At 71.1% G+C, this 13,617-nt stretch carries 13 protein-coding genes; all 13 read right to left on the bottom strand.

Annotation, left to right across the window (positions count from 1 at the left end; translation table 11 throughout):
• Positions 1-32: 32 nt before the first annotated feature.
• The 13 genes from nuoK to JYA75_RS17250 all read right to left on the bottom strand — a co-directional run bounded on the left by nuoK (position 33) and on the right by JYA75_RS17250 (position 13,606).
• Positions 33-332, bottom strand: a complete 300-nt coding sequence (nuoK, locus tag JYA75_RS17310) for an NADH-quinone oxidoreductase subunit NuoK (RefSeq protein ID WP_050035308.1) — start codon at positions 330-332, stop codon at positions 33-35.
• On the bottom strand, positions 329-1,135 hold the full coding sequence (locus tag JYA75_RS17305; RefSeq protein ID WP_170914106.1) for an NADH-quinone oxidoreductase subunit J: 807 nt from the start codon (positions 1,133-1,135) through the stop codon (positions 329-331). Before JYA75_RS17305 ends, nuoK begins: the two co-directional genes overlap by 4 nt.
• Positions 1,136-1,168: 33 nt before the next feature.
• Positions 1,169-1,762 carry an NADH-quinone oxidoreductase subunit NuoI gene (gene nuoI / locus JYA75_RS17300; RefSeq protein ID WP_029543953.1) on the bottom strand — a complete coding sequence of 198 codons (594 nt, stop codon included), beginning with the start codon at positions 1,760-1,762 and terminating at the stop codon, positions 1,169-1,171.
• Entirely contained in the window at positions 1,755-3,110 is a 1,356-nt protein-coding gene (nuoH, locus tag JYA75_RS17295) for an NADH-quinone oxidoreductase subunit NuoH (protein WP_203330196.1), read from the bottom strand. Before nuoH ends, nuoI begins: the two co-directional genes overlap by 8 nt.
• Before the next feature lie 43 nt (positions 3,111-3,153).
• Positions 3,154-5,625 carry an NADH-quinone oxidoreductase subunit G gene (locus tag JYA75_RS17290; protein WP_203329215.1) on the bottom strand — a complete coding sequence of 824 codons (2,472 nt, stop codon included), beginning with the start codon at positions 5,623-5,625 and terminating at the stop codon, positions 3,154-3,156.
• Complete coding sequence (nuoF, locus tag JYA75_RS17285; protein ID WP_006931004.1) at positions 5,622-6,947, bottom strand: NADH-quinone oxidoreductase subunit NuoF; 1,326 nt, start codon at positions 6,945-6,947, stop codon at positions 5,622-5,624. Before nuoF ends, JYA75_RS17290 begins: the two co-directional genes overlap by 4 nt.
• 1 nt (position 6,948) lies before the next feature.
• Complete coding sequence (gene nuoE / locus JYA75_RS17280; protein WP_050035311.1) at positions 6,949-7,812, bottom strand: NADH-quinone oxidoreductase subunit NuoE; 864 nt, start codon at positions 7,810-7,812, stop codon at positions 6,949-6,951.
• Positions 7,809-9,113, bottom strand: a complete 1,305-nt coding sequence (gene nuoD / locus JYA75_RS17275) for an NADH dehydrogenase (quinone) subunit D (RefSeq protein ID WP_170914107.1) — start codon at positions 9,111-9,113, stop codon at positions 7,809-7,811. The genes nuoE and nuoD overlap by 4 nt, the downstream gene beginning before the upstream one ends.
• Positions 9,114-9,121: 8 nt before the next feature.
• A complete protein-coding gene (locus tag JYA75_RS17270) occupies positions 9,122-9,805 on the bottom strand; it encodes an NADH-quinone oxidoreductase subunit C (protein WP_231386022.1) in 684 nt (227 codons plus the stop codon).
• A gap of 110 nt (positions 9,806-9,915) precedes the next feature.
• The gene (locus JYA75_RS17265; protein WP_006931008.1) at positions 9,916-10,482 is read right to left on the bottom strand and encodes an NADH-quinone oxidoreductase subunit B; all 567 of its coding nucleotides are present in this window, start codon (positions 10,480-10,482) and stop codon (positions 9,916-9,918) included.
• A gap of 67 nt (positions 10,483-10,549) precedes the next feature.
• Entirely contained in the window at positions 10,550-10,909 is a 360-nt protein-coding gene (locus JYA75_RS17260) for an NADH-quinone oxidoreductase subunit A (RefSeq protein WP_003937927.1), read from the bottom strand.
• 292 nt (positions 10,910-11,201) lie between these two features.
• Complete coding sequence (locus tag JYA75_RS17255; protein WP_050035312.1) at positions 11,202-11,624, bottom strand: response regulator transcription factor; 423 nt, start codon at positions 11,622-11,624, stop codon at positions 11,202-11,204.
• 179 nt (positions 11,625-11,803) lie between these two features.
• Positions 11,804-13,606, bottom strand: coding sequence for a SulP family inorganic anion transporter (locus JYA75_RS17250; RefSeq protein ID WP_203329214.1), 1,803 nt, complete (start codon positions 13,604-13,606; stop codon positions 11,804-11,806).
• Positions 13,607-13,617 lie beyond the last annotated feature (11 nt).

The following is a 13,617-nucleotide window of genomic DNA, read 5'->3' as shown; positions in this document are numbered from 1 at the left end:
TCGTGCGTGTGCGGACGGGCTGTCCGGGGTCGTCAGTACTTCAGGAGGTTGGCGTCGTCGACGGACACCGAACGCCGGGCGCGGAAGATGGTCATGATGATCGCCAGGCCGACGACGACCTCGGCGGCGGCGACGACCATGGTGAAGAACGCGATGACCTGACCGTCGAGGTTGCCGTGCATGCGGGCGAACGTGACGAACGCCAGGTTCGCGGCGTTGAGCATGAGCTCGATGCACATGAACACGACGATCGCGTTGCGGCGCAGCAGGACACCGACCGCACCGATGGTGAACAACAGGGCGGACAGGTACAGGTAGTTCTCGGGGTTCACCGCGATCCCTCCTCACCGGACGAGCCGCGTCGGGGTGCGTCGCCCGCGCGTGGGCCGGCTGCTCCGTCGGCGGACATCGCCCGCCGCCGGAGCACCTCGCTGACCGACAGGTCCGAGTACGATCCGTCGGGCAGCCGGGCCGGCACGTCGACCGCGTTGTGGCGGGCGTAGACCCCGGGACTCGGCAGCGGGGTGGCGCGGCCGCCGGCGCGGAAGCGTTCCTGCGACAGTTCCTGCTGGGTCTTGCGCAGCCCGAAGCGTTCCCGATGGGCGAGGACCATGGCGCCGATCGTGGCGGTGATCAGCAGGGCTCCGGTGAGTTCGAACGCCCAGACGTACCGTACGAAGATCAGCTCGGCCAGGCCGGCGATGTTGCCTGCGGCGTTCGCGTCGTCGAGGCCGGCGAACTCCCCGACGGCGGCGTTGCCGAGACCGCCGACGAGCAGCAGCCCGAATCCGAGGCCGGCCGCGATCGCGGCGACCCGCTGGCCGCGCAGGGTCTCGACGAGCGCGTCGGAGGAATCGACGCCGACGAGCATGACCACGAACAGGAACAGCATCATGACCGCCCCCGTGTACACCACGATCTGCACGACGCCGAGGAACAACGCGTCCTGGGCGATGTAGAACACCGCGAGGATGATCATGGTGACGGCGAGGAACATCGCCGAGTACACGGCCTTGGTCGCGGTGACGACGCCCAGTGCGCCGATCACCGCGAGTGTTCCGAGGATCCAGAACAGCACGGCCTCACCGGTGGACGTGCGGGTGAAGGCCTCGGCCGCCAGCAGCGCCGGAGTCATCGGGTCCATCGAGACCACTCCCCTCTCCGCCGGTCACGCCACATCGCGGCCGCCTCGCGGCTGCGTCGGTTCCCGGTCGGCTTCGACGGTTCCGTCGGCGGCCGACGTGGTGCCGGGCGCGGCCTCGGTCACCGTGCCGAGGTAGTAGTCCTCGTCCGTCGTGCCCGGGTACATGTCGTGGGGCGGGGCGGCCATGCCGGGCGCGAGCGGCGCGAGCAGCCTGGTCTTGTCGTAGATCAGGTCGGTCCGGTTGTCGTCGGCCATCTCGTACTCGTTGGTCATGGTCAACGCCCGCGTCGGGCAGGCCTCGATGCACAGCCCGCACCCGATGCACCGCAGGTAGTTGATCTGGTAGACGCGTCCGTAGCGCTCCCCCGGCGAGTATCGCTCGGTGTCGGTGTTGTCCGCACCCTCGACGTAGATGGCGTCGGCGGGGCACGCCCAGGCACACAGTTCGCACCCGATGCACTTCTCCAGTCCGTCGGGATGGCGGTTGAGCTGATGTCGGCCGTGGTAGCGCGGTGCGGTCGGTTCCTTCTGCTCGGGGTAGCGCTCGGTCTGGGCCTTGTGGAACATTGCCCTGAAGGTCACTCCGAATCCCGCGATGGGATCGAGGAAGTCAGGCATCGCGGTTCTCCTCGGTGGTCGGATCGGAACGGCGCCCGACGCCGGCTGCGGCGACGGGGGTGCGTCGCTGCCGCGGCGGCAGCGTCTGGCCGGGCAGCGGCGGGACGGGGAAGCCCCCGGCCATCGGGTCGAACGGCTCGGCGGTCGCCGCAGACGGAGGGGCCGCCGTCCCGCCGGGGGTCCCGGTGGGCCGGGGGCGGCCGGCGCGCATGCGGTTCCACATGAGCGACGGCACCGCCAGGGCGACGACGACACCCGCCGCGGCGAGGACGAACTGCCACCGGTCCAGGCCCTCCGTGCGCAGGACGCGGATCACGGCGACGACCATGATCCAGGCGAGCGCCACCGGAATCAGCACTTTCCAGCCCAGGTTCATGAACTGGTCGTACCGCAGCCGGGGCAGTGTGCCGCGCAACCATACGAACAGGAACAGGAATCCCCACACCTTGAGGACGAACCAGAGCAGCGGCACCCAGCCGGAGTTCGCGCCCTCCCACATGTTCAGCGGCCACGGCGCGCGCCAGCCGCCGAGGAACAGGGTGGTGGCCAGCGCCGAGACCGTCACCATGTTGACGTACTCGGCGAGCATGAACATCGCGAACTTCAGCGACGAGTACTCCGTGTGGAAGCCGCCGACGAGTTCGCCCTCGGCTTCGGGCAGGTCGAACGGTGCCCGGTTGGTCTCGCCGACCATCGCCGTGACGTAGATCAGGAACGAGGGCAGGAGCAGGAAGACGTACCAGACGCCGTCCTGGGCGGCGACGATGCCGGAGGTGGACAGCGTGCCCGACAGCAGGAAGACGGCCGCGAACGAGAGGGCCATCGCGATCTCGTAGGAGATCACCTGCGCCGTCGAGCGCAGACCGCCCAGCAGCGGGTAGGTGGACCCGGACGCCCAGCCGGCGAGCACGATGCCGTAGACGCCGATCGAGGTGGCCGCGAGGATGTACAGCACGGCCACGGGCAGGTCCGTCAACTGCAGCGGCGTGCGCTGGCCGAACACGGAGACCACCGGCCCGAGCGGGATGACGGCGAACGCCATGAACGCCGGCACTGTCGCGATGATCGGCGCGAGGACGTAGATGGGTTTGTCCACGCCCGCGGGCACGATGCCCTCCTTCAGGGCGAGTTTGACGCCGTCGGCGAGGCTCTGCAGCAACCCGCGCGGGCCCACCCGGTTCGGGCCGACCCGCATCTGCATGCGCGCCAGGATCTTTCGCTCCGCAAGAATCGCGACGAGCACCGTCAACACCAGGAAGGCGAAGACGGCCACCGCCTTGACGACGACCAGCCACCACGGATCCTGACCGAACGACGCCGGATCGGGGTACCCGGACTGCGCCGACAGGGCACCGGGAACCGGCACCGCCGCGGCGCCGAACAGAACGGCGTCACTCATCGGTCACCTCCTGCGACCGGGCGTCGCCCCGGCGGATCCGGACGGTGTCCCCCACGGACGCGGCCAGTTGCCGATGCACCGCGCATCCCGGCGAATTGAGCGGCACCCACACGACCCGGTCGGGCATGTCGGCGATCGCCAAGGGCAGCGTGATCGAGCCCCGGTCCGTCGCGACGGTCACCGGATCCCCGGCGTCGGCGCCGATCTCGGCGGCGGTGACGGCGGACAGCCGGGCCACCGGCCGGCGGGCGGTCCCGGCGAGATGCGGTTCGCCGTCCTGCATCCGTCCGCGGTCGAGGAGCATCCGCCATCCCGCGAGCACCGCCTCACCGGGGCCCGGCTGCGGGCGGTCCCGCGGCGCGACGTCCGGTGGACCGGCAGGTGCGCCGTCCCAGGAACCCAGCGCCACGAGCTCGTCGAGAGCCGCCGCGGCGTCGACGAGGCCGAGGCGGACGCCCATCTCGTCGGCGATCGCGCCGAGGACCCGCTGATCCGGCAGGGCGCCGGTGTTGCGCAACGCGGCGGCGAAGGGGCGCGCCCGGCCCTCCCAATCGAGGAAGGTTCCCGGTTTCTCCACCGCGGGTGCGACGGGGAAGACGACGTCGGCCCGGTCGGTGATCGCGCTGCGCCGCAGTTCCAGGCTGACGACGAAGCCGGCGGCGTCGACCGCGGCGACAGCGGCGTGCGGGTCGGGCAGGTCGTCGACGTCGACCCCGCCGATCACCAGGGCTCCGAGCGTGCCCGACGCGGCGTCGGTGAGGATCTGCGCCGTGTCCCGGCCGGCGGACGGCGGCAGGTCCGGCACGCCCCAGACGGCGGCGACCTGGCGTCGGGCGTCGGCGTCGGTGACCGGTCGGGCGCCGGGCAGAAGTCCCGGCAGGGTCCCGGCCTCCAGCGCACCGCGTTCACCGGCCCGCCGCGGGATCCACGCCAGCCGCGCGCCGGTGTCGTCGGCGAGACGGCCGACGGCCGACAACGCCCCCGGCACCGCGGCCAGCCGCTCCCCCACCAGGACGACCGCACCGGGTCGGCGCAGGAGCTCGGCGGTCTCCGCTTCGTCCCGGTGTCCGGGCCGACCGGCGAGGCGGAGGGTGTCGAGCAGGTCCGGTTCGGCGCCCGGGACGGCCGGCAGGAGCCGGCCGGACAGCTTCTCGAGGCCACGGCTCGCGAACGGTGCGATCGCGCGCACCGCCAGCCCCCGCCTGCGGACCGCCTTGCGCAGCCGCAGGAACACGATGGGCGACTCGTCCTCGGGCTCGAATCCGGCGAGCAGCACCGCGGGGGCGTTCTCGAGGTCGTCGTAGGTCACGGCGCCGGCGCCGGGCCACCGCCCGGCGACCCGGGCCGCCAGGAATTGTGCCTCCTCCGCGGAATGCGGACGCGACCGGAAGTCGATGTCGTTGGTGTCCAGGCCGATACGCGCGAACTTGCCGTACGCGTACGCGTCCTCGACGGTGACGCGGCCGCCGACGAGCACGCCGGTACGGCCGCGCGCGGCGGTGAGTCCGCGGGCGGCGACCCGCAGGGCGTCGCGCCACGAGGCGGGTGCGAGCGTGCCGTCGTCGCCCCGGACCAACGGGATGGTGAGGCGGTCGGGCTGGGTGGCGTAGGTGAAGGCCCACCGGCCCTTGTCGCAGTTCCATTCCTCGTTGACCTGCGGGTCGTCACCGGCCAGCCGGCGCAGCACCGTACCGCGCCGGTGGTCGGTGCGCTGGGCGCAGCCGCTGGCACAGTGTTCGCACACGCTCGGGCTCGACACCAGGTCGAACGGCCGGGCGCGGAACCGGTAGGCCGCCCCCGTGAGCGCGCCGACCGGGCAGATCTGCACGGTGTTGCCGGAGAAGTAGGACTCGAACGGTTCCTTCTCGTAGATGCCGACCTGCTGCAGGGCGCCGCGTTCCATCAGTTCGATGAAGGGGTCGCCGGCGATCTGCTGGGAGAACCGTGTGCACCGGGCGCAGAGCACGCATCGCTCGCGGTCCAGGAGGATCTGCGAGGAGAGCGAGATCGGTTTGGGGAACGTGCGTTTGACCTCGGTGAAGCGGGACTCGGCACGCCCGTTCGACATTGCCTGGTTCTGCAGGGGACATTCGCCGCCCTTGTCGCAGACCGGGCAGTCCAGCGGATGGTTGATCAACAGCAGCTCCATCACGCCCTTCTGCGCCTTGTCGGCCACAGGCGACGTCAGCTGCGTGTGCACGACCATGCCGTCCGTCACCGGGGTTGTGCACGAGGCGACGGGCTTGCGCTGGCCCTCCACGTCGACCAGGCACTGGCGGCACGCGCCGACGGGTTCGAGCAGCGGGTGGTCGCAGAATCGGGGAATCTGGACGCCGAGCAGTTCCGCGGCGCGGATGACGAGGGTGCCCTTCGGGACGCTGATCTCGACGCCGTCGACGACGACGGTCACCAGATCGGGCGGGGTCGGCAGGCCGGTGGTGTCGTGGTTGGTGTGGACGCTCATCGCGTACCCCCGTCGTTCGGTCGGCCCGCACCGGCCCCCGCCATGAGGGTGGACAGGTGCGGGTCGAACGGGCAGCCGCCGTGCTCGAAGTGCGCCAGGTACTCGTCGCGGAAGTATTTGATCGACGACGTGATGGGGCTGGTCGCGCCGTCGCCGAGTGCGCAGAACGACCTGCCGAGGATGTTGTCGGAGAGGTCGAGCAGCTTGTCCAGGTCGGCTCCGGTTCCGTCGCCTCGCTCGAGCCGCCGCAGGATCTGCACCAGCCAGTAGGTGCCCTCCCGGCACGGTGTGCACTTGCCGCACGACTCGTGCGCGTAGAACTCGGTCCAGCGCAGCACCGCGCGCACCACGCAGGTGGTCTCGTCGAAGATCTGCAGTGCCTTGGTGCCCAGCATGGAGCCGGCCCCGGCGACGCCTTCGTAGTCGAGCGGGACGTCGAGGTGCTCGTCGGTGAAGAGCGGCGTCGACGAGCCGCCGGGGGTCCAGAACTTCAGCCGGTGCCCGGCCCGCACGCCGCCCGCGTAGTCGAGCAGTTCCCGCAGGGTGATTCCCAGGGGCGCCTCGTACTGGCCGGGTGTCGTCACGTGACCGGACAGGGAGTAGAGCGTGAAGCCCGGTGACTTCTCGGTGCCCATGGAGCGGAACCACTCGATCCCGTTGTGGAGGATCGACGGCACGCTCGCGATCGACTCGACGTTGTTGACGACCGTCGGGCGCGCGTACAGGCCCGCGACGGCGGGGAACGGCGGGCGCAGCCGGGGCTGGCCGCGTCGGCCCTCGAGGGAATCCAGCAGCGCGGTCTCCTCACCGCAGATGTACGCCCCGGCGCCGGCGTGCACGACGAGTTCGAGGTCGTAGCCGCTGCCGAGGATGTCGCGGCCGAGGAAGCCCGCGGCGTAGGCCTCGGCGACCGCGGCCTGCAGCCGGCGCAGCACCGGCACCACCTCGCCGCGGACGTAGACGAAGGCGTGCGCGGCGCGGATGGCGTACGCCGCGATGACGGCGCCTTCGACGAGCGCGTGCGGTGTGGCCAGCAGCAGGGGCATGTCCTTGCAGGTGCCCGGCTCGGATTCGTCGGCGTTGACCACCAGGTAGTGGGGTTTGCCGTCACCCTGGGGGATGAAGCTCCACTTCACGCCGGTGGCGAAGCCGGCGCCGCCGCGGCCGCGCAGGCCCGCCTCCTTGACGGTGGCGATCACCTCGTCCGGGGGCATGCGCAGTGCCTTGCGCAGGCCCTCGTATCCGTCGTGGCGGCGGTAGGTATCGAGTGTCCAGGACTCGGGCTCGTCCCAGTACCGGCTCAGGACAGGGGTCAACGGCACGTCAGCCTCCTTCGGATCGGGGTCCGGCGACCGGGCCCGGGTCGGAGGACTGTTCCGGCTCCGGCGCGGGGGCCCGCATGCCCCGCTCACGGGCGATGCGCAGGCCCGCGAGCGATGCCGCACCCGCGCTGCCGCCCGCCGCCAGGGCGCCGGGACGCTCGTCCGGGAACCCGGCGAGGATGCGGGCGGTCTGCCGGAAGGTGCACAGCGGTGCGCCCCGGGTGGGCGTGACGGGGCGGCCGGCGCGCAGGTCGTCGACGAGCGCGCGGGCCGAGTCCGGGGTCTGGTGGTCGAAGAACTCCCAGTTGACCATCACGACGGGTGCGAAGTCGCAGGCGGCGTTGCATTCGAGGTGCTCGAGGGTGATGGTGCCGGCCTCGGTGGCGTCGCCGGCGGCGTCCTCCGCGGTGCCGGCGGCTGCGGTGCGCAGCCCGAGGTGTCCCTCGAGCGCTTCGAGGATCTCGTCGCCGCCCATGATCGCGCACAGGGTGTTGGTGCAGACGCCGACGAGGTAGTCGCCGGTGGGCTCGCGCCGGTACATGGAGTAGAACGTGGCCACCGCGCCGACCTCGGCGCCGGTGAGCCCGAGCCGGTCGGCGCAGAACTCGACGCCGGCCGGGGTGATGTACCCGTCCTCGGACTGCACCAGGTGCAGCAGCGGCAGCAGGGCGGAGCGTGGCTGCGGGTAGCGGCCGATGATCTCCGCGGCGTCGGTCTCGAGGCGGGCCCGCACGTCCGCCGGGTACCGCTCGCGGGCGCCCGGCCGCACCAATCGGGTCCGCTCCTCGGGTCGTGGGCCGAATTGGATGAACACCGGGCCGGGGGCCGGGTCCGGCTCGATCGCTACTCGCTGCTCCTGCGTCAACGGTCCACTCCCCCCATCACGGGATCGATGCTGGCGACCGCGGCGATGACGTCGGCGACCATGCCGCCCTCGCACATCGCGGACACCGCTTGCAGGTTCGTGAAGGACGGGTCCCGGAAGTGCACCCGGTACGGCCGGGTGCCGCCGTCGCTGACCATGTGCACGCCCAGTTCCCCGCGCGGGGACTCGACGGCGGTGTACACCTGGCCGGGTGGGACGCGGAAACCCTCGGTGACGAGCTTGAAGTGGTGGATCAGGCCCTCCATCGAGTTGCCCATGATCTTCCGGATGTGCTCCGGGGAGTTACCGAGACCGTCCGCGCCGAGGGACAGGTCGGCCGGCCACGCGATCTTCTTGTCCTCCACCATGACCGGCCCGGGTCGCAGCCGGTCGAGACACTGCTCGACGATCCTGATCGACTGCTTCATCTCGTCGATCCGGATCAGGTAGCGGCCGTAGGCGTCGCATCCGGTGTCGGTGCACACGTCGAACTCGTAGGTGTCGTAGCCGCAGTACGGTTGCGACTTGCGCAGGTCGTGCGGCAGGCCGGTCGAGCGCAGGACGGGGCCGGTGATGCCGAGGGCCATGCAGCCGGTCAGGTCGAGGTAGCCGATGCCCTGGGTGCGGGCCTTCCAGATGTGGTTCTCATTGAGCAGGTCCGCCATGTCCCGCAGCCGCCGGGGCAGCAGGTCGAGCAGGTCGCGGATCTTCTCGACCGCCCCGGCCGGCAGGTCCTGCGCGAGCCCGCCCGGACGGATGTAGGCGTGGTTCATGCGCAGACCGGTGATCGTCTCGAACACGTCGAGGATCAGTTCCCGCTCCCGGAAACCGAGGAACATCGCGGTCATCGCGCCGAGTTCCATGCCGCCGGTGGCCAGGGCGACGAGGTGCGAGGAGATCCGGTTGAGCTCCATGAGCAGCACGCGGATCACGGTGGCCCGTTCGGGGATCGCGTCGGTGATGTCGAGCAGCTTCTCGACGCCGAGGCAGTAGGCGGTCTCGTTGAAGAACGGCGACAGGTAGTCCATCCGGGTGACGAAGGTGACGCCCTGGGTCCAGGTGCGGTATTCGAGGTTCTTCTCGATGCCGGTGTGCAGGTAGCCGATTCCGCAGCGGGCCTCGGTGACGGTCTCGCCCTCGATCTCGAGCACGAGCCGCAGGACGCCGTGGGTCGACGGGTGCTGGGGCCCCATGTTGACCACGATGCGTTCGTCGCCGCGGTCGGCGGCCGAGGCGCGGGCGGCCTCGACGATGCTGTCCCAGTCCTCGCCGACGACGGTGTGGACCGGCCCCTCGGTGATGTCGGTCATCAGCTGTACGCCCTCCGCTCGTCGGGCGGCGGGATCTCCGCCCCGTGGTACTCGACGGGGATGCCGCCGAGCGGATAGTCCTTGCGTTGCGGATGCCCCGACCAGTCGTCGGGCATCTCGATGCGGGTCAGCGACGGGTGGCCGTCGAACACGATCCCGAAGAAGTCGTAGGTCTCGCGCTCGTGCCAGTCGTTGGTCGGATACACCCCGTACAGCGACGGGATGTGGGGGTCGGCGTCCGGGGCCGACACCTCGAGCCGGATGCGGCGGTTGTGGGTGATCGACATGAGCGGGTACACCGCGTGCAGTTCGCGGCCGGTGTCCTGCGGGTAGTGCGCCCCGTCGACGCCGAGGCACAGTTCGAAGCGCAGGTCCGGTTCGTCGCGCAACCGCCGGGCCACCTCGGGAAGGTGCTCGCGACGGACGTGGAAGGTCAGCTCACCGCGGTGGACGACGACCTTCTCGATCGCCGCCTCGACATCCACCCCGGACTCGGTGACGGCGGCGTGCAGGGCGTCGGCCACGTCGTCGAAGTACCCGCCGTACGGGCGCGGGGTGCTCCCGGGCAGGGTCACCGGGCGTACGAGCCGCCCGTAGCCGGAGGTGTCGCCGCTGCCGCGGACCCCGAACATGCCCGTGCGGACGCCGATCACCTCGGCGCCGCCGTCGGGCCGCGCCGGCAGCGTTCCCTCGGGGCCGGTGGTGGCCGCCCGGTCCACCGGCAGTGCGGTGTCCTGCGCGCGCGTCGCGGGATCCGTAGGGCGCGAGGACCGTTCGTTGTCGGAGGAGGAGGTCACCGGGCCGACCCCCGCACCTGGAGGGTGGGCACGACGGGCCGGGCGGCAGCCAGGGCCGCCTCCTCGGCGGCCTGCACGGCCTTCTCCCGGTCCACGCCGAGCGGCATCTGCTGGATCTTCTCGTGCAGCATCAGGACGGCGTGCAGCAGCATCTCCGGCCGGGGCGGGCACCCGGGTAGGTAGATGTCGACGGGAACGATGTGGTCGACACCCTGGACGACGGCGTAGTTGTTGAACATGCCGCCCGAGGAGGCGCACACACCCATGGCCAATACCCATTTCGGCTCGACCATCTGGTCGTAGACCTGCCGCAGCACCGGGGCCATCTTCTGGCTGACCCGGCCGGCGACGATCATGAGGTCGGCCTGTCGCGGCGAGGCGCGGAACGCCTCCATCCCGAACCGTGCGATGTCGAACCGCGGCGACACGGTGGTCATCATCTCGATCGCGCAGCACGCGAGCCCGAAGGTCGCGGGCCACAGCGAACCCTTGCGCGCGAAACCGGCGAAACTCTCCACCGTGCTCAGCAGAAAGCCGCTCGGCAACTTCTCCTCGAGACCCATGTCCGACTCTTATCACTTTCGGTCGGTGTTCGAATCCATTACGGCACAATCCCATTCCCTGTCGCAGTCATTCCCAGCCGAGACCACCCCGCCGCCACTCGTAGACGTAGGCGACGGCGACGTTGAACACGAACAGCGCCATCGCGGCCAGCCCGAAGACCCCCAGGGCATCGAGGTGCACGGCCCACGGATAGAGGAACACGATCTCGATGTCGAAGATGATGAACAGCATGGCCGTCAGGTAGTACTTCACCGGGAACCTGCCGCCGCCCGGCGGCTGCGGCGTCGGGTCGATCCCGCACTCGTAGGCTTCGAGCTTGGCTCGGTTGTAGCGGCTCGGGCCGATCACCGAGGACACGACGACCGAGAACACCGCGAAGGCGACCGCGATCCCTCCGAGCACGAGGATCGGGATGTAGACGTTCATGGCGCCTGGCTCCTCTCCGTGCGAGCCGGCCACCCGCGCCGACCCCGTTGCCCTTGCCGACCTCCACCGGCCGCTGGGGCCGAACGATCACGATACGGAGACAGTGCCGTGAGTCACTTCAACCGCATCATTGTGATGTACGGCTCAGCCTACCGGCGCGGTGTCCCGCCGAGGCGGATACGACGCGGCGTGATTTCTCCGTTTCGCCCGACCCTTGCGGGGGTGCCGGGACGCCGGGACCGGCAGATCGCCCGGACCGTGGGCCGATGCCGGCGCCCGCTTCGCGCCGCCCTCAGGTGGTGCCGCGGCCGCGCAGCAGCGCGACGACCGTCTCCGCGAGGCGGAACGGGTCGAGAGGCCGCGGCACCGCGGCCTCGGCGCGGGACCAGTCGGCCAGCCACGCGTCGTCCGCCCGGCCGGTCAGCACGACGACGGGCGGGCACTGTTCGAGTTCGTCCTTGAGTTGCTTGGCGATCCCCATCCCACCGGCGGGGGCCGCCTCGCCGTCCAGGATCGCGAGGTCGATACCACCGGCGTCCATGCGGCGGATCACCATCGGCTCGGTCGCCACCTCGACGAAGTCGAGTTCGGGGAGTTCGGGATCGGGTCGCCGGCCCAGCGCCCGGGTGACCTGCTCGCGCGTGTCGGCGTCGTCGCTGTAGACGAGAACGCGCAGGGCGGCAGGACGGCTGGTACTCGCGGTCGAGTCGGTCACGGAGCAGATGCTACTGGCCGGAACGGAGGGCCCCCGGGAGGCGAGCCGCGGCACGCACGGCTCGCGGCCGCCCGCGCCCCGCCGGTCCCGCCGACGGCAGGCGACCGGTCCCCGTGCTCACCTGGCGTTACCGGGTGAGGAGAGCCAGGCTGCCACGAGGGCCGGTCACACCGCCGATTCTACTCGCCCGGAAGAGCTTCGGAATCTCCCGGCCCCTTCCCCTCGGAACCGGCGGCGGCCTGGGCGTACCGGTGTTCCGGCAGCACCAGCATGCGGGCGTACGCGATCGCTCGGGGCGTGGTCGCGAAGACGTGCCGCTCCTCGCTGTCCTTGGTGGTGAAGACACCCAGCGCGGACAGCGGCCGCAGGTGCTCCGGTTTGGCCCCGGAGATCAGGACCGTGATGTGCCGGTGCTCGAGCTTGGTGATGGCGTCCTTGAGGACGAGGGCGCCGGTGGCGTCGATGGCCGTCACCCGGGACATGCGCAGGATCACGACCTTGACGTCCGTGACGTCGGCGAGCTCGAGCAGGAATCGGTGGGCCGCGGCGAAGAACAGAGCACCGTCGATCCGGTACGCGACGATGTGCTCACGCAACAGCTCGTGTTCCTCGGCGGCGTGATCCCCTTCCTCGTCGAGGGGAACCTGCTCGATCCGGGCGGACTTCGCGACCGCCCGCAGCGCGAGCACCGCAGCGAACCCGACACCGATCGCGACCGCCGTCACGAGGTCGAGGGCGACGGTGACCAGGAACGTCACCGTCATGACGATCGCATCCGCGCGGCTCGCCCGCGTGATCGCGACGATCGAGGCGGTCTCGACCATGCGCACCGTGGTGGCGAGCAGAACGCCGGCGAGCGCGGCAAGGGGGATCTGGGCGACGAGCGGCGAGGCGAGGTAGACGATCCCGGCGAGGATGACGGCGTGGGTGAGGGCGGACAGCCGGGACCGCGCCCCCGAGCGGACGTTGACGGCCGTCCGGGCGATCGCGCCCGTGGCCGGAACGCCGCCGAACAGGGGGGCGGCGATGTTGGCCAGGCCCTGCCCGAACAACTCCCGGTCCGGGTCGTGCCGGGTGCCGACGCTCATCGAATCCGCGGCGGTCGCGGACAGCAGCGATTCGAGGGCCGCGAGCGCGGCCACCGCGAGCGCCGGCGCGAGAAGCGACGTCAGCTCACCCAGGTCGAGGAATCCGAGGCTGGGGGCGCTGAAGCCGGACGGGATGGACCCGATCCGCGTGACGTCCAGATGGAACAGCTGTGCGACGACGGTGGCCACCACCACCGCGACGAGCGAGAACGGCAGCTTCGGCAGGTACCGGCCGCCGATCAGGATGGCCGCCGCGACAAGCACCGCCACGACCGTGGGCAGAAGGGACGGCTGGTCGACGAACTGCCGGGCGGCGTCGAACGCGCTCTGCCACACCTTCTCCCCCTCGGCGTGGGCGATGCCGAGCGCGGCCGGAACCTGCTGCAGGGCGATGACCACGGCGATCCCGGCGGTGAAGCCCTCGATCACCGGGGCGGGCATGAACCGCACCGCCCGGCCGATGCCGGCGAAGGCGAGGACGACGAGAACGACGCCGGCGACGAGTCCCACCGCGAGGACGCCGGAGGCGCCGTGCTCATGGAAGATCGGCACCAGGACGACGGTCATCGCGCCGGTCGGGCCCGACACCTGGAAGCGGGAGCCGCCGAACACGGCGGCGACCGCTCCCGCGACGACGGCGGTCGCGAGGCCCGCCGCGGCCCCGAGACCGGAGCTGATGCCGAAGCCGAGCGCGAGGGGCAACGCGACGAGGGCGACGACGAGTCCGGCGGTCAGATCGGCGCGGGGCGAGCGCAGGGCCGGTTTCCACTCGACCCAGCGCGGCATCAGCGCGGCGACCGACCGCGCGGCGCGAGCCACGACGGTGCCGGCTCCCGCCGCCTCTTCCTCGGTGCGCCCGGTCACCGCATCCTGCTGCTCTGTCGACATCGACATCGTGCCTCCAC

It is taken from the genome of Rhodococcus sp. PSBB066, assembly GCF_017068255.1.
GTDB lineage: Bacteria > Actinomycetota > Actinomycetes > Mycobacteriales > Mycobacteriaceae > Rhodococcus > Rhodococcus aetherivorans.
The sequence above is the reverse complement of the archived record's forward strand: the minus strand, read 5'-3'. Positions and strand labels throughout refer to the sequence as shown.

What these genes read in the sequence shown, in the direction of transcription:
- JYA75_RS17305 (WP_170914106.1), bottom strand. Translation starts at nt 1,135, where the DNA reads ATGACTCCGGCGCTGCTGGCGGCCGAGGCCTTCACCCGCACGTCCACC.
- nuoI (WP_029543953.1), bottom strand. Translation starts at nt 1,762, where the DNA reads ATGCCTGACTTCCTCGATCCCATCGCGGGATTCGGAGTGACCTTCAGG.
- JYA75_RS17290 (WP_203329215.1), bottom strand. Translation starts at nt 5,625, where the DNA reads ATGAGCGTCCACACCAACCACGACACCACCGGCCTGCCGACCCCGCCC.
- JYA75_RS17265 (WP_006931008.1), bottom strand. Translation starts at nt 10,482, where the DNA reads ATGGGTCTCGAGGAGAAGTTGCCGAGCGGCTTTCTGCTGAGCACGGTG.
- JYA75_RS17260 (WP_003937927.1), bottom strand. Translation starts at nt 10,909, where the DNA reads ATGAACGTCTACATCCCGATCCTCGTGCTCGGAGGGATCGCGGTCGCC.
- JYA75_RS17250 (WP_203329214.1), bottom strand. Translation starts at nt 13,606, where the DNA reads ATGTCGATGTCGACAGAGCAGCAGGATGCGGTGACCGGGCGCACCGAG.